Raw genomic sequence first — 23,351 nt, forward strand, 5'->3', positions numbered from 1 at the left:
GACCACCGTCCAGGCACTCGCCGCGGCCGTCCAGGGCATCGACGCCCTCAACCGCGGCGACGTCGGCGTCCGCTCACTCCAGGAACACGCCGAACAGCTCAGCGCGATCATTCTCCGGGATCAGCTCGAACTGGCGGGCATCGAGGTGTCCAGCGCGACCGAGACGGCCAGCAGGGCGAGGGCCGTTCCCATCATGTAGCGCTGCACCTTGAGCCAGGACGGGCGGCGGGCGAGGAACATGGCGATGGATCCGGCGGCCAGGACGATGCTCAGGTTGATCGTGAGGGCCACCGCGATCTGGACGGAGCCGAGCACGAACCCCTGGAACAGCACATGTCCCGCATCCAGGTTGATGAACTGAGGGATGAGGGAGAGGTACATGATGGCGATCTTCGGGTTGAGCAGATTCGTCATCAGCCCCATCGTGAACAGCTTGCGCGGCGAGTCGTGGGGCATCTCCTGGGGAGCGAAGACGGAGACGCCCCCGGGCTTCAGGGCGGTCCAGGCGAGGTAGGCGAGGTACGCCGCCCCGGCCAGCTTCACCGCGATGTACAGCTCGGGCACCGCTATGAAGACCACCGACAGGCCGAGGTTCGTCGCCAGCAGGTAGACCAGGAACCCCACCGCGACGCCGCCGAGGGAGACCACTCCGGCGCGCCGGCCCTGGGTGATGCTCCGGGAGACGAGATAGATCATGTTCGGGCCGGGGGTGAGCACCATCCCCAGGGCGACCATCGCGACCCCCAGTACTCCGGTCAGCTCAACCATTTGCTGCGCGCCGCCTTCTGTTCGAGGTCTGTTCTTCGGTCGGTTCCGTTGCTGCTCCGTGCATTTCCGGGCTTCTGACGGAGTCGTTGCTCGGAGCAATTCGAGTGTAAGGTCAATTCTTTCCTCGGTTCAATACGGAATATTGAACTCGGTGCAATACTGTGCTTCGATGCCACTGAGAGCCTCGATGAGCGATGACCGATGAGTGCGGAAGGTGAGGTCCGTGAAGGACTACCGGAGCGTCGCCGACGCGGTGGCCGCGGAGATCAGAGCGGGACGGCTCAGGAGGGGTGAACGGCTCCCCACCCAAAGGGAATTCGCCCGGCAGTACGGCATCGCCAATTCCACGGCCACCCGCGTCTATCAGGAGCTCGCACGCCGGGGTTTCACCGAGGGCCATGTGGGCCGCGGAACTTTCGTGCGCGACGCTTCAGGCGCGGCGGCCCCGGCGCCCGCGCTGTCCGAACCCGCCGACAGCCGGGTCGACTTGGAGCTGAACTACCCGGTGGTGCCCGAGCAGGCCGAGCTGCTCGCCGCCGGCCTGGGGAAGCTGCTGAGCCCGGGCCGACTGGAGCCGGTACTGCGCCCGGTCGGCGCGGCCGGTACCCGCGACACCCGCGACGCCGCGGCGGACCTGCTCGCGCGGGGCGGCTGGCGCCCCGATCCGGCGCGGATCCTGTTCGCCGGGAGCGGCCGGCAGGGGATCTCGGCGGTTGTCGCGGCGGTGACCCGGCCGGGCGCGCGGCTGGGCGTCGAGGAGCTGACGTACCCGGTGCTCAAGGCGATCGCCACCCGGCTCGGCGTCACCCTCGTGCCGCTCGCCATGGACGAGGCCGGGCTGATTCCGGAGGCGGTGGAGGAGGCGCACCGGGCAGGGCCGCTGCACGCCGTCTACGTACAGCCCGTTCTGCACAATCCGCTGTCGCTGACCATGCCCGCGGACAGGCTGGACCGTTTGGCCGATGTGCTGCTGACGTGCGGGATCCATGCGATCGAGGACGCCGTCTGGGCCTTCCTCCGGGACGATCTGCCGCCTCTGGCGTCGCGTGCGCCCGAGCGGACGGTCCTCGTCGACAGCCTGTCCAAGCGGCTGTCCCCGGGGCTCTCCCTGGGGTTCGCGGTGGCCCCCGCCGCCGTGTCGGGCGGGGTGGCGGCCGCTCTGCGCTCGGGGGGCTGGACGCCCATGGGTTTCCCGTTGGAGGCGATGGCCCAGTGGCAGGCGGACGGCGTCGTGGAAACGCTCGTACGGGCCAAGCAGCGGCAGGCCGTGGAGCGGCAGGAGATCGCGCAGCGCCACCTCCGGGACTTCGTGACCCGGAGCGCGCCGGGGTCGTACTACCGCTGGTGGGAGCTGCCGCGTCCATGGCGTGCCGACACCTTCGTGGCCGCCGCGGCGCGGCACGGCATCGCGGTCACCCCGGCCGCCGCGTTCTCCGTAGGCCGCCACCGTGGCTCGCACGCCATCCGGCTCGGCCTCGCCTCGCCCGCCGAGGAGACCCTCTCCCGGGCCCTCGCGACCCTGGCCGATCTGGCCAGGTCGGCCCCGGATGACCTCGCCCAGGACTGAGGAGCAGGGCGGACGGAGGCAGGGCGAAGGTGGGCTGTCTCGAAATGTGAGACGATTCCCCGTCAATTTTGAGGAGAAATCGGCCGAATAGGGAATGACGTTGTTTGTGCTTTTCGTGCATCAGCCCCAGGCCGAGTCTTTACGTGCCCGTTTTACGTGACGGGTGCGTTCTGGGAAGCAAGTATGCGCAGCGCTGACGGTCCGATACATACCATCACCTTATCGATGTGATTGTTTCCATGTTTCACGGAGGGTGTTTCCCGTTTGTGAAATTTCCCGGGTGTGTTCCTGTGGACAACCCGGGTGGTGGTATCTCTGTCGCTCTTTTTTCGGGCGCATTGTTTGCGTCACAGCCATCCTTATGCATATTCAGGCGGCGGTGCGAGCCTGCCTGTCGTCCCGACCACGAATTGCGGCAACACGAAGGATGCGCAAATGGCGTCAGAACCTGACAAAACGTCACTTAGCGAGGTACGCCTGAGCGAGGAGGTGCTGCGGCGCTACCGCGAGGCGCTGGAGGCGGGGACGATATCCGGTGATGTGCCCGAGTCCCTCGTGCGCTCCGGTCTGCTCAGGCCGTTGCCCGGTCGACGGGACGTGTACGTGCCCGTGCCCCCGGGAATCGCCGAATCGCTGCTCGCGCGCCATGTCGAGCGCGACATAGAGGAACGCCGGAAATCCCTGGAAGTCCTGCATTCATCCTTTCTCGCGGCGGAGGCCGTCTACCGAAAGGCCCAGCGCCGGGCCGAGCCGCCCATCGAGTCCCTGAACGGCGAAGAGGTGATCGGTGAGGCGCTGCGGAAGGCCGTCGGGTCCTGCAAGGAGGAGTTGCTGACCGCGCAGCCCGGCGGCGGCCGCCCGCCCGCGCTGCTCGCCGAGGCCCTACCCCGCGATCTCGCGCTGCTGCGGAAAGGCGTACGGCAGCGCACCCTCTACCAGCACAGCGTCCGGTCGCACGCGCCCACCCTCGCCTACATCGAACAGGTCCTCGCCGAGGGTGCCCGGGTCCGTACCGTGGATGAGATCTTCGAGCGCGTCATCATCTGCGACCGCGCCATCGCCTTCATCCCGGGAACCACGGAGCGCAAGAGCACCGCGCTGGCCCTCCGCCACCCTGGGGTGGTCGAATTCCTGGCCAAGATGTTCGATCACGCGTGGGAGCGCGCGGAGCCCGTCGCCATCTCCGTCGAACGGCACCGCCCCGACCTGCTCACCAGCTCCGTCCGCAGGACCGTGCTCCGCATGGTCGTGACCGGCCACACGGACGAATCCATCGCGTCCCGGCTGGGCATGAGCGCCCGCACCGTGTCCACCCACATCCGCAAGGTCTCCGAAGCGCTGGGCAGCCGCAGCAGGGCGGAGCTGGGCTACCTGCTCTCCCAGCGGCGGCTGCTCGAACAGGGCGGCGCCCTCCCCGGGGAGGCCCCCGGCTCCCCGGCCCGTCAACGCCGGCCGGCCACCTGGGAATCCTGCGGCTGACGTCAGCGCGGGTGCCGGCTGCGGGCGTTCACCACGGCGAGCTGGGCGCTCAGCTGTTCGGCACGGCTGAGGGGCTGTACGTTCTCGGGGTCCGCCTCCCAGGGGCGCCCGCCCCCGAGCGGGCCGAGCCGGAGGAGGGTGCCCCGCCTGCCGAGCACCACCCCCACCCGGTCGCACCCGGCGTCGTGGACGGCCGCCCCCACACCCGGGCCGCCGCCCTCCGTCACCTGGCCAGCCCGTTCGTGATGGCGGTCGCCAACGCGTGGGCCACGGGGGCGGAGCAGACCCCGAGGTGCACGAGGGCGTACCGGATCTCCGCCGAATGCTCCGATGCGGCGTCCTTGTCACCCGGCGCGGCGGCCGGGTCGTCCTCGCCGTCCTCGCGAACGGTGTCGGCCCACGGCGTACGGACATCCATGGCGGGGAGCTGGATACCGGCCCGGGTGAGGGCGGTGGCCAGCGCGTCCCGCGCCTCCATCGCCTCCTTCACCTTGGCGGCCCCGGAGTTGAACGGGGCGCTCTGCGGTGTACGGCGGGGGAGGGGCGGCTTGGACGACATGGCGTCCTCCTTCGGCTGATGTCGCACGGAACCGGCGCCCCGGCCACCCGGTCTGAACTACCGTGCGTGAGGGGCTCATCACGAGAATGGCCTGGCCGGAAGCGCGGTCCCGGCGAAGCCGGGCGCAGCTTCCCGGCCGGGAGAACCACGTTCCACACGTTCCACGGAGGACGCGATGCCGACGAGGCGAGCGGTCACGGGCCGCAGCAGGGAACCACGCGCACGCTTCGCGGAGGAGCTACGGCTCCTGCGCACGGCGCGCGGCCACAGCCTGCGGCAGTTGGGTGACCGACTGGGCTGGGACTGGTCGCTGTTCGGCAAGATGGAGAAGGGTGAGACGGTCGGCGGCCCGGAGGTGGTCCAGGCGCTGGACGTCCATTACGGGACGCCGGGGCTGCTGCTGGCGCTCTGGGAACTGGCCGTCAGCGACAAGACGCAGTTCAAGGAGCGGTATCGGCGGTACATGGCGCTGGAGGCCGAGGCGGTGAGCCTGTGGCACTTCGCGGTGAGCGTGCTGCCGGGGCTGTTGCAGACGCCCGCGTATGCGCGGGAGTTGCTGGCGGCCGGTGGGCTCAAGGGCGAAGCGCTGGATCAGCAGGTTGAAGCGCGGATGGGGCGGCGGAGCCTGCTGGCGGGGGAGGGGGCTCCGCCGTTCCGGACGATCCTGTCGGAGGCGACCCTGCGGACGGCTCTGCGCGATGCGGGGGAGTGGCGGCAGCAGCTGGAGCACCTGGTGGAGATGTCCGAGCGGCCGAACCTGACGCTTCAAGTCCTGCCGCAGGAAGCCGGGTTGCACGGCCTGTCGAGCACAGACGTCTGGTTCCTTCGGCTGCCGGATGCTCGTACCGTGGCCTACACGGAAAACGGATACGGGGGTGACCTCATCGAGGAGAACGCCGCGGTCGAGCGTGTGCAGCGTGTGTACGATGCGACACGTGACCTGGCGCTTTCCCCGGCTGAGTCGCGAAATTTCGTTCTAGGCGTGTTGGAGGAGCTGCCGTGGGATCCATCGACCTGACCGCCGCGACCTGGCGCAAGAGCAGCTACAGCAATCAGGACGGCGGTGCGTGCCTCGAGGTTGCGGGCGGCTTTACCACTGTTGTTCCGGTACGGGACAGCAAGAACCCCCAAGGCCCCGCGCTCACGTTCGCGGCCACCAACTGGTCGTCATTCCTCGCCGCTGTGAAGGGCGACGACCTGAGCGCCTGATCCGACGCCGGTACGACGACGGTCCCCGCTGACACGTTCAGCGGGGACCGTCGTCGTACCCGCCCGCCGAAAGGTACGGCGGGTGCCTTCTCAAATCTAGTGCTGTGTGAAATTGTACTGTCGCACAACACTCTGTGTGTCCATGTCAATCCCGTGGATGCGCAGGGTCTCGCTCCGCCATCCCCACCCACCCTCATCCCCCACACCCGCCCCGGGTGAGCCTTAAGAGGAGGCAGCTGGTGAGACCAGCATCGATGCGCCGACGCGCCGCGACCTTAGCCGCGTTGGCGCTCTGCATGTGCCTGGGTACGACCTCGTTCACCGCCCCGTCCTTCGCGTCCGCCCCGCAGTCCCCGCAGGTCCCGGTGGCCGCCACGGCCCCGGCGGGTGCCGATGGTGCGCAGACCCCGCCTGCCGCGTCCCTCCTGCCGGACGGCGCCCCCGAGCCCGACCACGTACGTGCCTCGGCGCTGCCCGTCGACGGGCGGGGGCCGGCCCCGGCGTCCGACGCCGCACGGAAGCGGGACTACGACGAGCCCGCCGAAGGCGCCGCCGCCGCTGCCGCCGCCTGTGATCCGGCGGACTTCACCTCGCGTACCGGCAGCGCCCTCGTCCAGCAGATCAAGGCGTCCGCGACGGCGTGCGTCAACACGCTGTTCGGCCTCACCGGGGAGAACGCGCGCCTCGCCTTCCGGGAGGCGCAGATGGTGACGGTGGCGTCCGCGCTGCGCGACGCTTCGACCACCTACCCCGGCAACGCGTCCACCGGAGTGCCCCAGTTGGTGCTCTACCTGCGGGCCGGGTACTACGTGCAGTGGTACAACGAGCCGGTCGTCGGCCCGTACGGACCGGCGCTCACCGCCGCGATACGGTCCGGGCTCGACGCCTTCTTCGCCTCCCCGCGCTCCCGTGACGTCACCGACGCCAACGGCGAGACGCTCTCCGAAGCGGTCATCCTCATCGACAGCTCCCAGGAGAACGCCCGCTACCTAATCGTCGTCAACCGCCTGCTCGCCGGCTACGACGCCTCGTACAACGCGCTGTGGAACATGCGGGCCGCCGTCAACAACACCTTCACCGTGCTCTTCCGGGGGCACCAACTCCCGGCGTTCGTCGCGGCCGTCACGGCGGACCGGTCCACCGCCGACACCGTCCACGCCTTCGCCTCCCGCAACCTCGCCCTGCTCGGTACCGACCACGCGTTCCTCGTCACCAACGCCGGCCGCGAACTCGCCCGGTTCCTGTCGTACGAGACGCTGCGCGCCGGCGTGCGCCCGCAAGTGAAGGGGCTTCTCGACCGGACCTCCATCACCGGGGTGACCGCACCCCTGTGGGTGGGTCTGGCCGAGTCGGCCGTCCACTACGACGCGGGCAACTGCGCCTACTTCGCGATCTGCGACCTCCCCGACCGCCTCGACAGGGCCGCTCTGCCGGTCCGGCACGACTGCGGCGGCAGCCTGCGCATCCGCGCCCAGGCAATGTCCGCCGCCCAACTCGCCTCCACCTGCGCGAGCCTGGCCGGCCAGGACGCCTTCTTCCACGGCATCGCCCGTGACGACGGGCCGGTGGCCGGTGACCTCAACACCCGGCTCGAAGTGGTCGTCTACGACTCCAGTGACGACTACGGCACGTACGCGGGTGCCATGTTCGGCATCGACACCGACAACGGCGGTATGTACCTGGAGGGCGACCCGTCCGCCGTCGGCAACCAGCCGCGCTTCATCGCCTACGAGGCCGAGTGGCTGAGGCCGGACTTCCGGATCTGGAACCTCAACCACGAGTACACCCACTATCTCGACGGCCGCTTCACCATGGCCGGTGACTTCGCCGACGGCATGACCACCCCGACCGTCTGGTGGGTCGAGGGATTCGCGGAGTACGTCTCCTACTCCTATCGCCGACTCACCTACGAATCGGCCATCAGCGAAGCGGGCAAGCGGACTTACCCCCTGAGCACCCTGTTCGACACCACCTACGACAACAGCGACAGCACCCGGATCTACCGCTGGGGCTACCTCGCGGTCCGCTACATGCTCCAGTCCCACCGCCCGGACCTGGACACCGTCCTCCGCCACTACCGGGCCGGGAACTGGGACGCCGCCCGTACGTACCTCAAGACCACCATCGGCACACGTTACGACGCCGGCTGGAACGCCTGGCTCACCGCCTGCGCCGCGGGCGACTGCGGTGAGGCCACGAACCCGCCCGACCCGACCGATCCGCCGGACCTGCCCGAGTGCACCCTCCCCGAGCCGACCCGGCTCGACCGCAACTGCGCACGGTCCGGCGTCTCGGCCCGGGCCGGTGACTACGCCTACCTCACCCTCTATGTGCCCGCCGGGACAACGAAGTTGCGCCTCAGCACCCACGGTGGAACGGGCGACGCCGACCTGTACCACCGGGCCGGTTCCTGGCCGTCGAAGACCGACTACACCCACCGGTCCGCCAAGCCCGGAAACTCCGAGACGGTGACCGTGAACAACCCCACCCCGGGGTGGAACTACGTCTCCATCGCCGCTGAACAGGCGGTCTCGGGGCTCGTGGTCTCCGCGGAGTACTGACCCAGGGCTTCGCCCCGGGACTTCCGGTGCCGGCGACCCGCTCCCGCCCCGGTGGGAGCGGGTCTTGGCAGACACTGCGTCATGTGACATGTTACTGCCGTGCTCAAGGGAGAGTCCGTGGATCTCGTCGTGATCGGCGCCGGAGTCGTGGGCGCCGCGTGCGCCTACTACGCCGCTGACGCCGGTCTGTCCGTGGCCGTCGTCGACCGGGGACCGGTCGCGGGCGGCACGAGCGGCTCGGGTGAGGGCAACCTCCTCGTCTCGGACAAGGAGCCTGGTCCCGAGCTGGAGTTGGCACGGACCTCACTCCGGCTCTGGAGCGCGCTCGCGGACGTCCTGCCCGTCGACATCGAGTTCGAGGTAAAGGGCGGCCTCGTCGTCGCCGAGGACAGTGAACAGCTTGCGCGGTTAAGGGAGTTCGCTGCGGCACAGGCTCGGTCCGGGGTCGCCGTGGAAGAGGTGGACCCCGCTGGTCTCCGCGACCGGGAGCCCCACCTCGCGCCCGGCCTCGCCGGAGGGTTCCACTACCCGCAGGACGCCCAGGTGCAGCCCGCCCGGGCCGCCGCCCGCCTCCTGGAGGCCGCCGGGCGGGCGGGTGCGCGGCTCTTCCTGGGGGAGGAGGTCACAGCCGTCACGACCACCCCGGAGGGCCGGGTGAGCGGGGTGCGGACCGCGCGCCGCTGCTTGCTGACGGGAGCGGTCGTGAACGCGGCGGGTACCTGGGCGGACCGGATCGCGGAGCTGGCGGGCTCCTGTCTCCCCGTCCAGCCGCGACGGGGCTTCGTCCTCGTCACCGAACCCCTGCCCCCACTGATCCGCCACAAGGTGTACGCGGCGGGGTACGTCGCCGACGTGGCGAGCGGGGAAGCGGAGTTGCAGACCTCGCCCGTCGTGGAGGGCACGCCCGCCGGGCCCGTCCTCATCGGTGCGAGCCGGGAACGGGTGGGGTTCGACCGTCGCATCTCCGCCGAGGCCGTGCGCAGGCTGGCCGCAGCGGCGACCGGCCTCTTCCCGGTGCTCTCCCAGGTGCGCGTCCTCCGCGTCTACTGCGGCTTCCGCCCGTACCTGCCCGACCATCTGCCCGCCATCGGCCCCGACCCGTCCGTACCCGGCCTGTACCACGCCTGCGGTCACGAGGGCGCCGGGATCGGCCTCGCCCCGGCGACCGGGCTGGCCATCGCCCGGCAACTTACCGGCGCGAGAACGGAGACCGACGTCGGCCCGTTCGACCCGGGGCGGCTGGCGGACGCCGCCGATGCGCGGCCGGGGCTCGGCAGTTGACGTACACCCGTCCATGCGCGGGTCTCCCTGCGCCAGTTCGTGTCCGGGCATCACTTCGTGTCCGGGAGAGGGGAAGGCAGTCCATGCGCCACCGAGCCGAACCGCCGCCCGCCGAAGCCAGGCCGCCCGTCCGCTTCGCCTTCGACGGCCGCACCCTCGCCGCCCGCCGGGGACAGAGCATCGCGGGCGCCCTCTGGGACCACGGTGTCCTCGCCTGGCGCACCACGCGCGGCGGCGGACGGCCGCGAGGGGCCTTCTGCGGTATGGGCGTCTGCTTCGACTGCCTGGTCACCGTCAACGGCACACCAGGCCGACGCGCCTGCCTCGTGCGGGTGTCGGAGGGCGATGTGGTCACCTCGCAGGAAGGGCACGGGCGTGACGAGCTCACCATCTGACGGCACGAGGCGGAACGGGCGCCCGGCCCCCGGCCCTGCGGCGAGAGGCCCCTTCCCGACACCCGGCCCCTACGACCTGGCGGTCATCGGCGCCGGGCCCGCAGGCCTGGCCGCCGCCGTCACCGCGGCCGACGGCGGCCTGCGCGTCGTGCTGATCGACGCAGCGGAACGCCCGGGCGGCCAGTTCTTCCGCCATGCAGCCCCCGGGCTCGCCCCCAGGAGGACCCCCGTCCACCACAAGCGGGCCGCCTTCACCGCGTGGTCCGCCCGCCTGGCGGCACACATACGGGCAGGCAGGATCACCCATCTCCCGCGGCACCACGTCTGGACGGCCGAACGGGGCGGCGGCCCGGCGGCGGGCTCCGAGCGCTGGACGCTCCGCCACGTACCGGTCGACGGCGCCCCGGCCGACCACCCACCCGCAGACGCCGTGCGGGTCACGACGGCCCGCTACCTCCTCCTGGCGACCGGTGCCTACGAGCGCCAACTCCCCTTCCCCGGGTGGACCCTGCCCGGCGTGGTCGCCGCCGGCGGGGCCCAGGCGATCCTCAAGGACTCCGGCGCCCTCCCCGGCCGGCGTATCGTCGTGGCCGGCAGCGGACCGCTCCTGCCCGCCGTCGCCGTCTCCCTCGCGGAGGCGGGCGCCGGCATCCCGGCCCTGGCCGAGGCCGCCTCGTACACCGGCTACGCCTCCCGCCCCGGCGTGCTCGCCCGCAACCCGGCGAAGGCGGTGGAGGGGGTCCGCCTCGCGGCTCGGCTCCTGCGGTACCGGATCAGGCTGCGCACCCGCAGTGCGGTCGTCCGGGCGCACGGTACGGACCGGGTCGAGGCGGTCACCCTCGCCACCCTCGACCGGGACTGGCGGCCGGTGGCCGGGACCGAGGTGCGCATCGCCTGCGACGCGCTCGCCGTCGGCCACGGCCTCGTCCCCCAGCTCGAACTCGCCGTCTCCCTCGGCTGCTCCCTGCGCACCGCACCGGACGGGACACCTGCCGTCGAGGTCGACGAACAACAGCGCACTGACATGGCCGGGTTGTGGGCAGCCGGGGAACCGACCGGCGTCGGGGGCGTCGAACTCGCCCTGCTGGAGGGCCGGTCGGCAGGCCGGAGTGTGGCGGCCTCGTTCCGCGGAAGCGAGCGCGCCCCCCGAGCGCGAGCCGCCACCGTCCGCCGACGCCGCTTCGCCGACCTCATGGCGACGGCCCACCGCCCGGGCGCCCACTGGACGCAGTGGGTCACGGAGGGAACCGAAGTGTGCCGCTGCGAGGAGGTCACCGCCCACGACCTGCGCCAAGCACACGAGTTGGGCGCCCGGGACGCGCGGAGCGCCAAACTCCTCACCCGGGCCGGCATGGGCTGGTGCCAGGGCCGCCTGTGCGAGACGGCGGTCACGTGCCTCGCGGCCGGGGGCGACGGCTCCGCCCCGCTCGTCCCTGCCCGCCGGCCCCTCTCCTGCCCCGTCTCCCTCCAGGACCTCGCGGACTCCGGCCCGGCCGCCGACGCAGGTCCCTCGACCACCCCGCAAGCCTCAGCCCTCTGACATCACCACCACGAGAACAGGTTTTGAACAAAGGAGTTGTCCATGCCCCGCACCCGCATCCACCCCTGGCACGGCGTCATGGTCGCCACCACGCTGCCCTTCCGCGAAGACCTCTCCGTCGACCACGACGCCTTCGCCGACCACGTCCGCTCGCTCATCGACGCCGGCTGCGACGGTGTCGTACCCAACGGGTCCCTCGGCGAGTACCAGACCCTCACCGACGAGGAGCGCCGCCGGGTGGTCGAGACCGCCGTCGAAGCGGCGGGTGACGGGGCCCGGGTGATGCCGGGCGTCTCCGCCTACGGCAGCGCGGAGGCCCGGCGCTGGGCCGAGGAGGCGGCGCGGGCGGGGGCCGGTTCCGTACTGCTGCTGCCGCCCAACGTCTACCGGGCCGACGAGGCCGCCGTACGTGCCCACTACGCCGAGGTCGCCCGTGCCCAGCTGCCCGTGGTGGCCTACAACAACCCGTACGACACCCGGGTCGACCTCACCCCCGCCCTGCTGGCACAGCTCCACGAGGCCGGGGACATCGTCGCCGTGAAGGAGTTCACCGGCGATGTGCGCCGCGCCTGGGAGATCGCCGAGCGCGCCCCCGGGCTCGACCTGCTGATCGGTGCCGACGACGTCCTGCTGGAGCTTGCCGTGGCGGGGGCCGTCGGCTGGATCGCCGGATTCCCCAACGCGCTCCCCGGCTCCTGCACCGCCCTCTACCGCGCGGCGGTCGCCGGTGACCTGGACACCGCCGTACCCCTGTACCGGAAGCTGCACCCGCTGCTGCGCTGGGACTCCAGGACCGAGTTCGTCCAGGCGATCAAGGCGTCCCAGGACGTGGTCGCCGAGGGGAGCGGCGGACCCTGTCGACCTCCCCGTACCCCTCTCTCCCCTCAGGACGAGGCCACCGTGAGGGCGTTGACCGAGAAGCTCCTCGCCGAAGGCCTCGACTGAGGCAGAAGTGTCCGCCGACCCGGAGAGCCCCGCCACTCAAGGAGCAGCACCGTGCGCAGCCGCCGCACCATCCACACCGTGGAATCCCACACCGAGGGCATGCCGACCCGCGTCGTCACCGGAGGCATCGGAACCGTACCCGGGGCCACCATGGGCGAGAGGCGCACCTACTTCCAGGAGCACCTCGACCACCTCCGCACCTGGCTGATGTACGAGCCGCGCGGCCACGCCGCGATGAGCGGGGCGATCCTCCAGCCGCCCACCAGACCCGACGCCGACTGGGGGGTGCTGTTCATCGAGGTGTCCGGGCTGCTGCCGATGTGCGGCCACGGCACCATCGGCGTCGCCACGGTCCTCGTGGAGACCGGCATGGTGACCGTCACCGAACCCGTGACCACGGTCCGGCTGGACACCCCCGCCGGGCTCGTCGTCGCCGAGGTCCGCGTGGAGGACGGCGCGGCCACCGCCGTGACCCTGCGCAACATCCCCTCCTTCACCGCCGCCCTCGACCGCCAAGTCGAGATCCCCGGGTACGGCACGGTCGCCTACGACCTCGCCTACGGCGGCAACTTCTACGCGATCCTTCCCCTCGCCCGCCTGGGCCTGCCCTTCGACCGCGCACGCAAGGACGACATCCTGCGGGCCGGGCTGGACATGATGGCCGCCATCAACGCCACGGAACCGCCCGTACACCCCGAGGACACGTCGATCACCGGCTGCCACCACGTCCAGCTCCTGGCCCCCGGTTCGACCGCCGCGCACTCCCGCCATGCCATGGCCATCCACCCGGGCTGGTTCGACCGTTCCCCCTGCGGCACCGGCACCTCCGCGCGCATGGCCCAGCTCCACACCCGGGGCGAACTGCCCCTGCACCGCGACTTCGTGAATGAGTCGTTCCTCGGTACGTCGTTCACCGGCCGGCTCGTGGAGGAGTGCCGGGTGGCGGGGGAGCCGGCGGTCGTCCCGAAGATCACCGGACGTGCCTGGATCACCGGGACCGCGCAGTTCCACCACGACCCGGGCGACCCGTTCCCGGACGGCTTCCTGCTGTGATGAACCCCGCCCGGACCGGGCCCGACCCCATCCGGAGGTGAACTCCCTTCGGGTAACGTGACATTGCACCGAAGAAACCCGAAGTCCCGGAGGACGCCGTGGTCACCCTGCAGTCGCGCAAGCTCGTGTCCCCCACGGAGAACCTGCGCGATCAGGTGGCCCACGCCCTGCGCGCCGCGCTCATCGCGGGGGAGATCAAGCCCGGCGGCGTCTACTCGGCCCCCGCCCTCGCCGCCGAGTTCGGCGTCTCGCCCACACCGGTGCGCGAGGCGATGCTGGACCTCGCCCACGAAGGGCTGGTCGAGGTCGTACGGAACAAGGGCTTCCGGGTGACGGAGATGACCGAGCAGGATCTGGACGAGTACACGGAGATCCGTACGCTCATCGAGGTGCCCACGGTCGGCAAGGTGGTCCGGACCGCGACCCGGGAGCAGCTCGAAGCCCTGCGTCCCGGAGCCGAGGCCATCGTGGCGGCGGCCCGGGGGCACGACCTCATCGGCTACCTGGACGCCGACCGGCGCTTCCATCTCGACCTGCTCGCCCTCGGCGGGAACCGCCACCTCGTCTCGGTCGTCGGCGACCTCCGCAAGCGGTCCCGGCTGTACGGTCTCACCGAGCTCGACGAGGCCGGGGTGCTCGTCGACTCCGCCGAGGAGCATGTGACGCTGCTCGACCTGATGATCGCCCAGGACGCCGCGGCTGCGGAGGCCCTGATGCGCCACCACCTGGAGCACGTACGGACCCTCTGGGCCAGCCGCCCGCAGCCGGCGAAGCGCAGCGCGCTCACCCTCCACCGCACCTGATCCGCAGGGTCACCACGGCCGCGTTCCGCCGCTAACGGCTAACGGCTACCGGCTACCGGCTACCGGCTTCCGCAGTACGCCGATGTGCCTCGCGCCGACGGTCTCTTCCGAAGGGCGGGGCGCCGGCGGGTCGGTCGGAACACGCGCCCCCGGGAGGTCCGGCGTCGCGAAGCGGGGCGGAAGGTCGGGGGTGAGCAGTGATCGTGTCTGGGTCATGGGTCCCACCTGCCTCGCTGGAGGAGTCCGGACGGGCTCCCACCAGTGATTCGGAGCCGTACGGCAAGGGGATTGGGCGTGGCCGCGCGACGGCTCAGCCCGCGTCGAGGATCTGGCCCATCAGCCGGGACGGTCGACCATCTGGTGACCCTCGCCGTCGGCTAGGGGCGGCTGATGCGGGAGGGCGACCCCTGCGCCGGCGTCTTTCGGGAGGGCGGGGGCGGGGGCCGTCGAGAGCCCCTGTACGTTTAGCTTAGGCTTGCCTAACTCTCACCCGCTCGTCCAACCATGAGGAACACCATGCTCGGCTTCACCCGCGTGCGTCGTCACACCCTTGCCGCTTCGGCCACCGCCGTCGCCCTCGCCGTCGTCCTGGTCGGCTGCTCCTCCGACGGTGACAGCGGCAAGGACGCGGCGAAGGACACGGCGAAGGGCGGCGGCGCCTTCCCCGTCTCGATCAAGAGCTCGCTCGGCACCGCGAAGATCGGCGAGAAGCCCGAGCGCATCGTCACCCTCGGCCAGGGTTCCGCCGAGACCGCGATAGCCCTCGGCCAGACCCCGGTCGGCATCGAGAGCTACCCGTGGGGCAGCGACAAGTCCGGCTACCTCCCGTGGATCAACGAGGCCGTGAAGAAGTCCGGCGACAAGCTGCCCAAGCAGTTCGCGGGCGGCGAGGAGATCGACTTCGAGGCCATCACCGAGCTGGAGCCGGACGTCATCCTCGCCCCCTGGTCGGGCATCACGCAGAAGCAGTACGACGTCCTCAAGGACATCGCCCCCACGGTCGCCTACCCGGACCAGGCGTGGAGCACCGACTGGGACCAGCAGATGGACATCATCGGCAAGGCGCTCGGCCGGACGGAGGACACCGACGCCCTCAAGACGAAGATCGAGAAGCAGCTCTCCGACGCCGCGGCCACCCGGCCGAACTACAAGGACGTCACCTTCTCCTACATCTACAACTCCGGCCCCGGCACCCTCGGCGTCTTCAAGCCCGAGGAGCAGCGCGTCAAGATGGTCTCCTCGCTCGGTCTGAAGGTCGACCCCGTGGTCAACGGCTTCAAGGAGACCCCCGGCACCGACTCGGCCCTCATCGGCCTGGAGAACGCCGAGAAGCTGAAGGACAGCGACGTCGTCTTCACGTTCTACACGGACGCGAAGAACCGCAAGGAGATCGAGGGCCAGAAGCTGTACGGCGCGATCCCCGCGATCAAGAAGGGCGCCGTCGTCGCGAGCAACGACAACTCCTTCGTCACCGCATCCTCGATCATCAACCCGCTGACCGTGCCGTGGACGATCGAGCGCTACCTGCCGATCATCGACGAGGCCGTCAAGAAGGCCGGCAAGTAACCCCGGCCGGGTATCCGAACCGCCGAGGCCACCAGGCACACTTCACTCCCATGGCAACCACCACGGCCGCACCGCCGAGCGGCGCCGGTACCTCCCGTACCGGCGCCGCTCGGGCGGCGTTCCTCCTGCTCGCGGCGGTCGCCGCGCTGGCGGTCGCGCTCTGCGCGAGCGTCATGTTCGGCAGCCGCAGTACCTCGTTCGGCGATGTCCTCGGCGTCCTGGGGGGCAGCGCCGAAGAGAACGTCACCGCGATCATCGAGAGCCGCTACCCCCGGACCGCTCTCGGCGTCCTCGCCGGACTCTGCCTCGCCGTCGCGGGCACCCTCATGCAGGGCGTCTCGCGCAACCCACTGGCCGAACCGGGGCTGCTCGGCATCAACGCCGGTGCCTCCGCGAGCATCGTCGCCGCGACCGCCTGGTTCGGCGCCTCCGGAGCCACCGACACCATGTGGTGGGCGCTGCCCGGTGCGCTGATCGCCGGAGTGCTCGTCCATGTCATCGGCTCCGCGGGTACGGGCACGAGCGTGGTGCGCCTGGTGCTCGCCGGGGCCGTGCTCACCGCCGTCACGATGGCGTTCATCCAGGCCGTGACCCTCAGCAAGCCGCAGGTGTTCGACAGCTACCGCTACTGGGTCGTCGGCGCCCTCGGCGGCCGGGACTTCGACGTGTTCTGGTCCGTCCTGCCCTTCGCCGCCACCGGCTTCCTCCTCGCACTGGCCCTCGGCCCCGGCCTCAACGCCCTGGCTCTCGGCGACGCGACCGCCGTCGCCCTCGGCTCCCACCCCGCGCACACCCGGGGCGGCGGGCTCCTCGCCGCCACCCTGCTCAGCGCCGCCGCGACCGCCGCCGTCGGCCCGATCGCCTTCGTCGGCCTCGCCGTGCCCCACGTCGTACGGGCGCTGGTCGGCGTCGACTTCCGGGTCCAGATCCTCTTCTCCGCGGTGCTGGGGCCCACCCTGCTGCTCCTGGCGGACGTGGTGGGCCGGATCGTCATGCGCCCCACCGAACTCATGGTCGGCGTCGTCACCGCCTTCATCGGCGCACCCGCGCTGCTCATCGCCGTACGCAGGATGCGGGGCACCACATGACCGTCACCGAACCCCTCCGCGCGCCCGCCAAGGCCCCGCGCGGCTATCTGGTCATCGGCCGCACCGTGGCGCTACCGATGCGCCGGGCCTCCCTCCTCGCGGGCGCCGGGCTCCTCGTCCTCCTCCTCGCCGCCGCCGTGGCCACGCTCACCTGGGGGCGCCTCGGCGTCGACCTCGCCGACCTGCCCGCAGCCCTCCTCGGGGACGCCGAGGGCAAGGACCGTTTCGTCTTCAACCGGCTGCGCGGCCCTCGCCTCACCGTCGCCATCGGGGTCGGCGCCGCGCTCGGCCTCTCCGGCGCGCTCTTCCAGTCCGTCACCCGCAACCCGCTCGGCAGCCCCGACGTCATCGGCCTCTCCGCCGGAGCGGGCGCGGGCGCCGCGGTCTGCGCGCTGATGTTCCCCGACACCGTCCCGGTCGCCGTCGGCGCGCTCCTCGGCGCGGTCCTCGCGATGGCCCTCGTGTACGTCTCCACCGGCACCGGCTTCCGCAACCCCGCCCGGCTCGTCATCGCCGGTATCGGGGTCGCCGCGATGGGCGCCGCCGTCACCCAGTACGTCGTCTACGCCCTGGAACGCGACAAGGCCTCCGTCCTCACCGCCTACGTCAACGGCAGCCTCACCGCCCGCTCCTGGACCGACGCGACCACCATCTGGCTGGTCCTGCTCGCCGCCGCCCCGCTGACCGCGCTGATCTCCCGGCGGCTCGACATCGGCGAGATGGGCGACGACATCGCCGAAGGGCTCGGTTCCGAGCCGAGGAAGGCCAAGACCCTCGCCGTGGTCCTTGCCATCGCCCTCTCGGCGGCTGCCGTCAGCGTCTCGGGGCCCATCGCCTTCATCGCCCTGACGGCCCCGCAGATCGCCAGACGCCTCAGCCGCGGATCAGGCCCCCACCTGCTGCTCTCGGGCCTCACCGGCGGCCTGTTGCTGGTGGCCGCCGACCTCTGCGCCCAGCAACTGCCGCTCTTCGAGGACCTGCCGGTCGGGATCTACACCATGGCGATCGGCGGCGCCTACCTCGGCTATCTGCTCATACGGGAGTGGCGCCGGGGAGTGCTCTGACGGTCCGGCCCGGCGGCGCGACGGCGCCGACTGGTCACGTACAGGTTCGTCGACCATACTGCCCGCCGTGGAGCAGAGCATAGATTCGAACAAGAAGCCCGAGTTCGCCGCAGGCACCGACCCGGCGTTCATCCCTCTCCCCGGCCTCGCGGCACCTGTCGCGACCCGGAAGACCGAACCGGAATCGGAGGCCGCACCGGAGACGGACCCGGAGCTCGACGAAGCGCCCGAAGCGGCTGCGGAGGTTCCCGAGGCTGAGACCGACGCGGTGGCCGATGCGGAAGGCGAAGCGGAAGAGGCCGAGGACGGTCCGGTCTTCGAGATCAGCGACCGGCGCGGGTCGATCAGGGTGGCCCGGGAAGGCGTCAGGTTCACGCTGGACGACCAGGAGGCCGACTTCGACTGGTCCGAGATCGGCGCGGTGGAGATGAACCCGGCCCGCTTCGGCCGCCGGTTCACCGTCACCGTGCACCTGTCGAGCCGGCGCTGGTTCAACGCCGAGGTCGAGGCGGCGAGCCGGGCGCAGCTCAAGGCGTGGCCGGCCGAGCTGGATGCCGTCCTGGACGCCTACTTCGAGGAGTCCTGAGCGGGCGACCGCGCCCCGGACACCGCCGAGCGGCACTCCCGGCGCCACGGCGTCCGGGGGCGCCGGCCGACCGAGCGTCGTCCAGAACAGCGCGGAGGCCAGGCCGAGCACACCCTGCGACGCGGCGAACCCGGTCAGCGGGAGGATGATCTCGCTCGGCAGCGGCGGGAACAGGTTCTCCAGGGCGATGGCCATGCCGGCGCCCGGCCCGCCGAACGTCTCGACCAGTCCGGTGGCCCGGCCCGCGATGCCGCCCTTCGGCTCCTCGGCAGCGACTGACAGTGCGAGGTGCGTGAAGGCTCTCCGGCGCGGGGGTGTCGGGTGCGCGGAGGGGCGTCGGCCGCCTCCTGCCGCCCATCCTCCCTCACGGCCGGGTCCGGCACCACCGACCTGGTGCGGCCCGAGGCGGGCCCGGAACTGGGTGAGCACCGGGCTCCTGTGCGACGCTTGCGGCGGTCCGGCCACCGGCGACCGCGTTCCCGGGAAGCGCGGAGCCCGGCACCGGACGGTGAAGGAGACGCACGTGGCGAGGGACGCCCGGTGGGACGCGCTGCTGGAACTGGTCGGCAAGCACGGCAGGGTGGAGGTCGAGGAGGCGGCGGCCGCGCTCGCCGTATCGGCCGCGACCATCCGCCGCGACCTGGACCAGCTCGCCGAACAGCACCTGCTCACCCGCACCCGGGGCGGAGCGGTCGCGCACGGCGTCTCGTACGAGCTGGCGCTCCGCTACAAGACCGGCCGCCACGCCCCCGAGAAGCAGGCCATCGGCCGCGCGGTCTCCGGCCTGGTCGCCGTCGGCGAGGTGGTCGGCCTGACCGGCGGTACGACGGTGACCGAGGTGGCCCGCGCGCTGGCGGTCCGCCCCGACATCGTCGGCGAGACCACGGTGGCGGGCGGGCAGCCGACGCTCACCGTCGTGACCAACGCGCTGAACATCGCGAGCGAGCTGGCGATCCGGCCGCAGATCAAGATGGTCGTCACAGGCGGCGTGGCCCGACCGCAGTCGTACGAACTGACCGGCCCGCTGGCCGTCGGCGTGATGAACGAGATCACGCTCGACGTCGCCGTCCTCGGGGTGAACGCCATCGACATCGAACGCGGCGCCTACGTCCACCACGAGGGAGAGGCCGGCATCAACCGGCTCCTGGCCGAGCGGGCGCAGCGGGTGGTGGTCGCCGCCGACTCCTCGAAGATCGGCAAGCGGGCCTTCGCCCGGGTCTGCGATCTCGGCCTGGTCGACGTGCTGGTCACCGACGCGCACATCACGGCGGAGGCGAAGGACCGGTTCGGCGAGGCGGGCGTCCAGGTCATCACGGTGTGAGCGACTCGATCCGGCCCTTCGCCGTGTCGTTGGTACGCCGAACGGGTGAGGGGCGAGAGGATTGCCCGATGAACAGTGAGCGCAGCCGGCGCGAATTCGACCGGCTTGACGACGGGGTGGCCCTGTGAGCAGGTACGACAGGTACGACAGATATGACGCCACCGACGAACAGTGGGAGGGGCTCGCCCAGGTCGTACCCCTGCGCGGCCGCGACGAGTGGCCGTCCCGGATCGACCACCGCACGGTTCCGGAGGAGCGGGCGGCCGAACAGCGCCGCCTGGTCGTGCTGCGGGTGCAGGTCTTCGCGGACGCCCGCGAGGTCGCGGAGTACCTGGTCGCCCAGGTTCCGGTCCTGCTCGACCTGACGGCGGCGGAGACGGACGTGGCCAAGCGGATCCTCGACTTCAGCAGCGGCGTGGTCTTCGGGCTCGGCAGCGGTATGCACCGCGTCGACCGGAACGTCTTCCTGCTGGCTCCGGAGGGCATGGAGGTCGAAGGGGTCACTCCGGCGGGGCTCGCCCAGTCGTAGTCCCCTCGTCCTCCCGCCCCTCCTCGTCGGCCTCGCCGCCGGACGCCTCGTCAGGGGCGTCCGGGGCGGCGTTGCCCGGGGCGGTGGTGTCCGGGGGCGACGGTGGTAGACCTGGGGCCGTGACAGAACTCGATGTGGCAGAACTCCAGCGACGTCTGGCCGCCTTCGCGGCGGCACGGGACTGGGGGCAGTACCACACCCCGAAGAACCTGGTGGCCGCTCTCAGCGTCGAGGCCTCCGAACTGGTCGAGATCTTCCAGTGGCTGACGCCCGAACAGTCCGCCCGGATCATGGACGATCCCGAAGCGGCCCACCGCGTGGCCGACGAGGTCGCCGACGTCCTCGCCTATCTCCTCCAGTTCTGCGAGGTGCTGGGCATCGATCCGCTGCGGGCGCTGGCGGCCAAGATGGACCGGAACGAGAAGCGCTTCCCCGTCCCGAGCCTTCCGGAACCCCAGGATCGTCACTCTTCGGAGTGATCGGCTTATCCACAATCGATTTTGTGTCCACAGATTTCCGATTTCCTCTGGCCTTACGGTGCCATCTACCTCACTGTGGGTAATGAAAGAGGTGAGCGGGTTTTCGTGATGACGGGGGAAGCACATGGAAGCGGAGCGACTCATCGAGACGGGGCGGCGCGCGCTGGCCGAGAGCCGGGGCGCGCTGGACGTGATGGCGGAGGCCTGGCAGGCCCAGGCCCTCGCGCGGACGGTCGGCAGTCGGCTGGCCCTGTTCGGCCCGATGGAGTTACGGGGCGAGGCGCGGGCCCTCGGCGAGATCGGCGGCGGGTGCGTGGCGCCGGACCACCCGGCGGTCCTGTCCCGGGGCACACGGGCGGCGCAGCTCTCCGGGATCGCCGATGTGCGGGCGGCTTTGACGGGTCTGGCGCTGCTCCTCGGCGAGGCCGGGATCGCGCTGGTCTCGGTGGCCTGCGACACGGGGGAGGACGGGCTCTACTGGCAGTGCATCGAAGCCATGGACGCAGCCGACGAGTCCCTGGACCGGGTGCACGGGCTGCTGAGACGGCTGGCCGAGCGGGAGCGGGAGCACGACGGCCCCTACGGCGGGATACGGGGCCCCGCCCCCTCGGCGGCGGGGCCCTGAGGAAGAGGCGCCGCCGAAGGGGCAGGATGGGGGCATGGATCTTCGAATCTTCACCGAGCCCCAGCAAGGGGCCGACTACGACACCCTGCTCACCGTCGCCAAGGCCACCGAGGACCTCGGCTTCGACGCCTTCTACCGCTCGGACCACTACCTCCGCATGGGCTCCGGCGACGGCCTGCCCGGCCCGACCGACGCCTGGATCACCCTGGCCGGCCTCGCCCGCGAGACCAAGCGGATCCGGCTCGGCACACTGATGACGGCGGGCACGTTCCGGCTGCCCGGCGTGCTCGCCATCCAGGTGGCCCAGGTCGACCGGATGTCCGGCGGCCGGGTGGAACTGGGCCTGGGAGCCGGCTGGTTCGAGGAGGAGCACAAGGCCTACGGCATCCCCTTCCCGAAGGAGAAGTTCGGCCGGCTGGAGGAACAGCTGGCGATCGTCACCGGTCTGTGGGCGACGGAGGTCGGCAAGACCTTCAGCTACGACGGCACCTATTACCAGCTCACCGACTCGCCCGCGCTGCCGAAGCCGGCCCAGGCCAAGGTGCCCGTCCTGATCGGCGGCCACGGCGCGACCCGCACCCCGCGCCTCGCCGCGCAGTACGCGGACGAGTTCAACATCCCCTTCGCGTCGCTGGAGGACAGCGAGAAGCAGTTCGGCCGGGTCAGGGCAGCGGCGAAGGCGTTCGGGCGCGACCCGGACGACCTGGTGTACTCCAACGCCCTGGTCGTCTGCACCGGCAAGGACGACGCGGAGGTGGCCCGGCGGGCGGCGGCCATCGGCCGGGAGGTGGAGGAGCTGAAGGCCAACGGGCTGGCCGGCTCGCCCGCCGAGGTGGTCGACAAGATCGGCCGGTACGCGGCGATCGGCTCGTCCCGGATCTACCTCCAGGTCCTCGACCTGGGCGACCTGGACCATCTGGAACTGATCTCCTCGCAGATCCAGTCCCAGCTGACCTGACCCGCATGTCCCACCGGGAGACGGACGAGGAGGAGATGGCCGTGAACTTGGGCCGTACGCTCACCGAAGCGCTGGTGGAAGGGCCCGTCCTGCTGGACGGTGGCCTCTCCAACCAGCTGGAAGCACAGGGGTGCGACCTCTCCGACGTGCTCTGGTCGGCCCGGCTGCTGGCCGACGCGCCGGAGCAGGTCGAGGCAGCCCACCTGGCGTATCTGCGCGCCGGAGCACAGGTGCTCATCACGGCCAGCTACCAGGCCACGTTCGAAGGGTTCGGGCGCCACGGGATCGGTCCGGAACGGACCGGGGCGCTCCTCGCCCGCAGTGTGGAGCTGGCCCGGCGGGCGGCCGGGTCGGCCCGCCGGGCCGACCCGGAGCGGGAGGTCTGGGTCGCCGCCTCGGTCGGTCCGTACGGGGCGATGCTCGCGGACGGCAGCGAGTACCGGGGCCGGTACGGGCTCACCGCCTCGGAGCTGGAGCGCTTCCACCGCCCCCGGGTGGCGGCGCTCGCGGAGGCGGGGCCCGACGTGCTGGCGCTGGAGACGGTGCCCGACGTGGACGAGGCCGAGGCGTTGGTGCGGGTGGCCGAAGAGACCGGGCTGCCGATCTGGCTCTCGTACAGCGTGGCGGGCGGGCGGACCCGGGCCGGACAGTCCCTGGAGGAGGCGTTCGCGGTGGCCGCCGGGCGGGAGAGGGTGGTGGCCGTCGGGGTCAACTGCTGCGACCCGGCCGAGGCGGAGGAAGCGGTGCGGGTCGCGGTGGAGGTCACGGGCAAGCCGGCCGTGGTCTACCCGAACAGCGGGGAGGACTGGGACGCGGAGGGGAGGGGGTGGACCGGGGCGAGCACCTTCGACCCGGGGCGGGTGCGAGCCTGGACGGGGGCCGGGGCGCGGCTGGTCGGCGGTTGCTGCCGGGTGGGGCCGGACCGGATCAAGGAGCTGGCGGGCTTGCTGGGGCCCTGAAATTGCCTGGTGAGGG

General features: G+C 71.4%; 25 protein-coding genes and 1 pseudogene. 22 read left to right on the forward strand and 4 right to left on the reverse strand.

The genetic code is table 11. From position 1 onward, the window contains the following. The coding region (locus AMK21_RS36465; protein WP_143194903.1) for a hypothetical protein at positions 1-199 on the forward strand (199 nt) is incomplete at its 5' end. On the opposite strand, the gene AMK21_RS31870 is transcribed toward AMK21_RS36465, so the two are convergent. Further along, entirely contained in the window at positions 121-768 is a 648-nt protein-coding gene (locus AMK21_RS31870; RefSeq protein ID WP_073882635.1) for a LysE family translocator, read from the reverse strand. The two genes, AMK21_RS36465 and AMK21_RS31870, sit on opposite strands and share 79 nt — an antisense overlap. 223 nt (positions 769-991) lie before the next feature. Between AMK21_RS31870 and AMK21_RS31875 the strand changes: the two genes are divergently transcribed. Both AMK21_RS31875 and AMK21_RS31880 read left to right on the forward strand, forming a co-directional pair. Continuing rightward, positions 992-2,335, forward strand: a complete 1,344-nt coding sequence (locus AMK21_RS31875; RefSeq protein WP_073882636.1) for a PLP-dependent aminotransferase family protein — start codon at positions 992-994, stop codon at positions 2,333-2,335. Positions 2,336-2,770: 435 nt separating this feature from the next. Continuing rightward, positions 2,771-3,814, forward strand: a complete 1,044-nt coding sequence (locus AMK21_RS31880) for a helix-turn-helix transcriptional regulator (protein ID WP_073882637.1) — start codon at positions 2,771-2,773, stop codon at positions 3,812-3,814. 2 nt (positions 3,815-3,816) lie between these two features. On the opposite strand, the gene AMK21_RS31885 is transcribed toward AMK21_RS31880, so the two are convergent. Continuing rightward, positions 3,817-4,041: a hypothetical protein gene (locus AMK21_RS31885; protein ID WP_073882638.1), complete on the reverse strand. Its 225-nt coding sequence runs from the start codon at positions 4,039-4,041 to the stop codon at positions 3,817-3,819. Then, complete coding sequence (locus tag AMK21_RS31890) at positions 4,038-4,373, reverse strand: hypothetical protein (protein WP_073882639.1); 336 nt, start codon at positions 4,371-4,373, stop codon at positions 4,038-4,040. The genes AMK21_RS31885 and AMK21_RS31890 overlap by 4 nt, the downstream gene beginning before the upstream one ends. Positions 4,374-4,548: 175 nt before the next feature. Between AMK21_RS31890 and AMK21_RS31895 the strand changes: the two genes are divergently transcribed. From AMK21_RS31895 to AMK21_RS31955, 13 genes are all read left to right on the forward strand, one after another. Beyond that, entirely contained in the window at positions 4,549-5,391 is an 843-nt protein-coding gene (locus tag AMK21_RS31895) for a helix-turn-helix domain-containing protein (protein WP_073882640.1), read from the forward strand. Next, complete coding sequence (locus AMK21_RS31900; protein ID WP_073882641.1) at positions 5,373-5,582, forward strand: DUF397 domain-containing protein; 210 nt, start codon at positions 5,373-5,375, stop codon at positions 5,580-5,582. The genes AMK21_RS31895 and AMK21_RS31900 overlap by 19 nt, the downstream gene beginning before the upstream one ends. A gap of 254 nt (positions 5,583-5,836) precedes the next feature. Continuing rightward, complete coding sequence (locus tag AMK21_RS31905) at positions 5,837-8,143, forward strand: M9 family metallopeptidase (protein WP_079181306.1); 2,307 nt, start codon at positions 5,837-5,839, stop codon at positions 8,141-8,143. A 117-nt stretch (positions 8,144-8,260) separates the two neighbouring features. Next, positions 8,261-9,424, forward strand: coding sequence for an NAD(P)/FAD-dependent oxidoreductase (locus AMK21_RS31910; RefSeq protein ID WP_079181307.1), 1,164 nt, complete (start codon positions 8,261-8,263; stop codon positions 9,422-9,424). 83 nt (positions 9,425-9,507) lie between these two features. Further along, positions 9,508-9,819, forward strand: a complete 312-nt coding sequence (locus tag AMK21_RS31915; RefSeq protein ID WP_073882644.1) for a (2Fe-2S)-binding protein — start codon at positions 9,508-9,510, stop codon at positions 9,817-9,819. After that, positions 9,800-11,359, forward strand: a complete 1,560-nt coding sequence (locus AMK21_RS31920; RefSeq protein ID WP_420712535.1) for an NAD(P)/FAD-dependent oxidoreductase — start codon at positions 9,800-9,802, stop codon at positions 11,357-11,359. The genes AMK21_RS31915 and AMK21_RS31920 overlap by 20 nt, the downstream gene beginning before the upstream one ends. Positions 11,360-11,401: 42 nt before the next feature. Continuing rightward, positions 11,402-12,304 carry a dihydrodipicolinate synthase family protein gene (locus tag AMK21_RS31925; protein WP_073882645.1) on the forward strand — a complete coding sequence of 301 codons (903 nt, stop codon included), beginning with the start codon at positions 11,402-11,404 and terminating at the stop codon, positions 12,302-12,304. Between the two features lie 51 nt (positions 12,305-12,355). After that, entirely contained in the window at positions 12,356-13,357 is a 1,002-nt protein-coding gene (locus tag AMK21_RS31930) for a proline racemase family protein (RefSeq protein ID WP_073882646.1), read from the forward strand. A gap of 98 nt (positions 13,358-13,455) precedes the next feature. Beyond that, positions 13,456-14,160, forward strand: coding sequence for a GntR family transcriptional regulator (locus AMK21_RS31935; RefSeq protein ID WP_073882647.1), 705 nt, complete (start codon positions 13,456-13,458; stop codon positions 14,158-14,160). 516 nt (positions 14,161-14,676) lie between these two features. Further along, the gene (locus AMK21_RS31940; protein WP_073882648.1) at positions 14,677-15,726 is read left to right on the forward strand and encodes an iron-siderophore ABC transporter substrate-binding protein; all 1,050 of its coding nucleotides are present in this window, start codon (positions 14,677-14,679) and stop codon (positions 15,724-15,726) included. Between the two features lie 50 nt (positions 15,727-15,776). Further along, positions 15,777-16,814 (forward strand): FecCD family ABC transporter permease, encoded by a 1,038-nt coding sequence (locus AMK21_RS31945; RefSeq protein ID WP_073882649.1) that lies wholly within the window; start codon positions 15,777-15,779, stop codon positions 16,812-16,814. Continuing rightward, entirely contained in the window at positions 16,811-17,878 is a 1,068-nt protein-coding gene (locus AMK21_RS31950) for a FecCD family ABC transporter permease (RefSeq protein ID WP_073882650.1), read from the forward strand. Before AMK21_RS31945 ends, AMK21_RS31950 begins: the two co-directional genes overlap by 4 nt. 67 nt (positions 17,879-17,945) lie before the next feature. Further along, positions 17,946-18,464, forward strand: a complete 519-nt coding sequence (locus AMK21_RS31955; protein WP_073882651.1) for a hypothetical protein — start codon at positions 17,946-17,948, stop codon at positions 18,462-18,464. Positions 18,465-18,533: 69 nt separating this feature from the next. Here the strand turns inward: AMK21_RS31955 and AMK21_RS36470 are convergent. Continuing rightward, positions 18,534-18,746 (reverse strand): annotated as a pseudogene (locus tag AMK21_RS36470) (DedA family protein); the annotation flags it as partial. Positions 18,747-18,987: 241 nt separating this feature from the next. On the opposite strand from AMK21_RS36470, the gene AMK21_RS31965 reads away from it, so the two are divergent. The 6 genes from AMK21_RS31965 (at position 18,988) to mmuM (ending at position 23,335) form a co-directional block, all read left to right on the forward strand. Beyond that, positions 18,988-19,785: a DeoR/GlpR family DNA-binding transcription regulator gene (locus tag AMK21_RS31965; protein ID WP_073882652.1), complete on the forward strand. Its 798-nt coding sequence runs from the start codon at positions 18,988-18,990 to the stop codon at positions 19,783-19,785. A 124-nt stretch (positions 19,786-19,909) separates the two neighbouring features. After that, positions 19,910-20,314 carry a cell division protein SepF gene (locus AMK21_RS31970; RefSeq protein WP_073882653.1) on the forward strand — a complete coding sequence of 135 codons (405 nt, stop codon included), beginning with the start codon at positions 19,910-19,912 and terminating at the stop codon, positions 20,312-20,314. 119 nt (positions 20,315-20,433) lie between these two features. After that, positions 20,434-20,793: a nucleotide pyrophosphohydrolase gene (locus tag AMK21_RS31975; protein WP_073882654.1), complete on the forward strand. Its 360-nt coding sequence runs from the start codon at positions 20,434-20,436 to the stop codon at positions 20,791-20,793. Positions 20,794-20,917: 124 nt separating this feature from the next. Then, positions 20,918-21,418, forward strand: coding sequence for a DUF6099 family protein (locus AMK21_RS31980; RefSeq protein WP_073882655.1), 501 nt, complete (start codon positions 20,918-20,920; stop codon positions 21,416-21,418). A gap of 34 nt (positions 21,419-21,452) precedes the next feature. Beyond that, positions 21,453-22,376: an LLM class F420-dependent oxidoreductase gene (locus AMK21_RS31985; protein ID WP_073882656.1), complete on the forward strand. Its 924-nt coding sequence runs from the start codon at positions 21,453-21,455 to the stop codon at positions 22,374-22,376. Positions 22,377-22,411: 35 nt separating this feature from the next. Beyond that, complete coding sequence (mmuM, locus tag AMK21_RS31990; RefSeq protein WP_073882712.1) at positions 22,412-23,335, forward strand: homocysteine S-methyltransferase; 924 nt, start codon at positions 22,412-22,414, stop codon at positions 23,333-23,335. Positions 23,336-23,351 lie beyond the last annotated feature (16 nt).

This window comes from Streptomyces sp. CB00316 (assembly GCF_001905595.1).
Lineage (GTDB): Bacteria > Actinomycetota > Actinomycetes > Streptomycetales > Streptomycetaceae > Streptomyces.

Bases quoted from the DNA above. Each gene is read 5' to 3' on its own strand.
- mmuM (WP_073882712.1), top strand. From the start codon at position 22,412: ATGGCCGTGAACTTGGGCCGTACGCTCACCGAAGCGCTGGTGGAAGGG.
- AMK21_RS31880 (WP_073882637.1), top strand. From the start codon at position 2,771: ATGGCGTCAGAACCTGACAAAACGTCACTTAGCGAGGTACGCCTGAGC.
- AMK21_RS31940 (WP_073882648.1), top strand. From the start codon at position 14,677: ATGCTCGGCTTCACCCGCGTGCGTCGTCACACCCTTGCCGCTTCGGCC.
- AMK21_RS31980 (WP_073882655.1), top strand. From the start codon at position 20,918: ATGGAAGCGGAGCGACTCATCGAGACGGGGCGGCGCGCGCTGGCCGAG.
- AMK21_RS31915 (WP_073882644.1), top strand. From the start codon at position 9,508: ATGCGCCACCGAGCCGAACCGCCGCCCGCCGAAGCCAGGCCGCCCGTC.
- AMK21_RS31870 (WP_073882635.1), bottom strand. From the start codon at position 768: ATGGTTGAGCTGACCGGAGTACTGGGGGTCGCGATGGTCGCCCTGGGG.
- AMK21_RS31925 (WP_073882645.1), top strand. From the start codon at position 11,402: ATGCCCCGCACCCGCATCCACCCCTGGCACGGCGTCATGGTCGCCACC.
- AMK21_RS31890 (WP_073882639.1), bottom strand. From the start codon at position 4,373: ATGTCGTCCAAGCCGCCCCTCCCCCGCCGTACACCGCAGAGCGCCCCG.
- AMK21_RS31985 (WP_073882656.1), top strand. From the start codon at position 21,453: ATGGATCTTCGAATCTTCACCGAGCCCCAGCAAGGGGCCGACTACGAC.
- AMK21_RS31950 (WP_073882650.1), top strand. From the start codon at position 16,811: ATGACCGTCACCGAACCCCTCCGCGCGCCCGCCAAGGCCCCGCGCGGC.
- AMK21_RS31895 (WP_073882640.1), top strand. From the start codon at position 4,549: ATGCCGACGAGGCGAGCGGTCACGGGCCGCAGCAGGGAACCACGCGCA.
- AMK21_RS31945 (WP_073882649.1), top strand. From the start codon at position 15,777: ATGGCAACCACCACGGCCGCACCGCCGAGCGGCGCCGGTACCTCCCGT.
- AMK21_RS31905 (WP_079181306.1), top strand. From the start codon at position 5,837: ATGCGCCGACGCGCCGCGACCTTAGCCGCGTTGGCGCTCTGCATGTGC.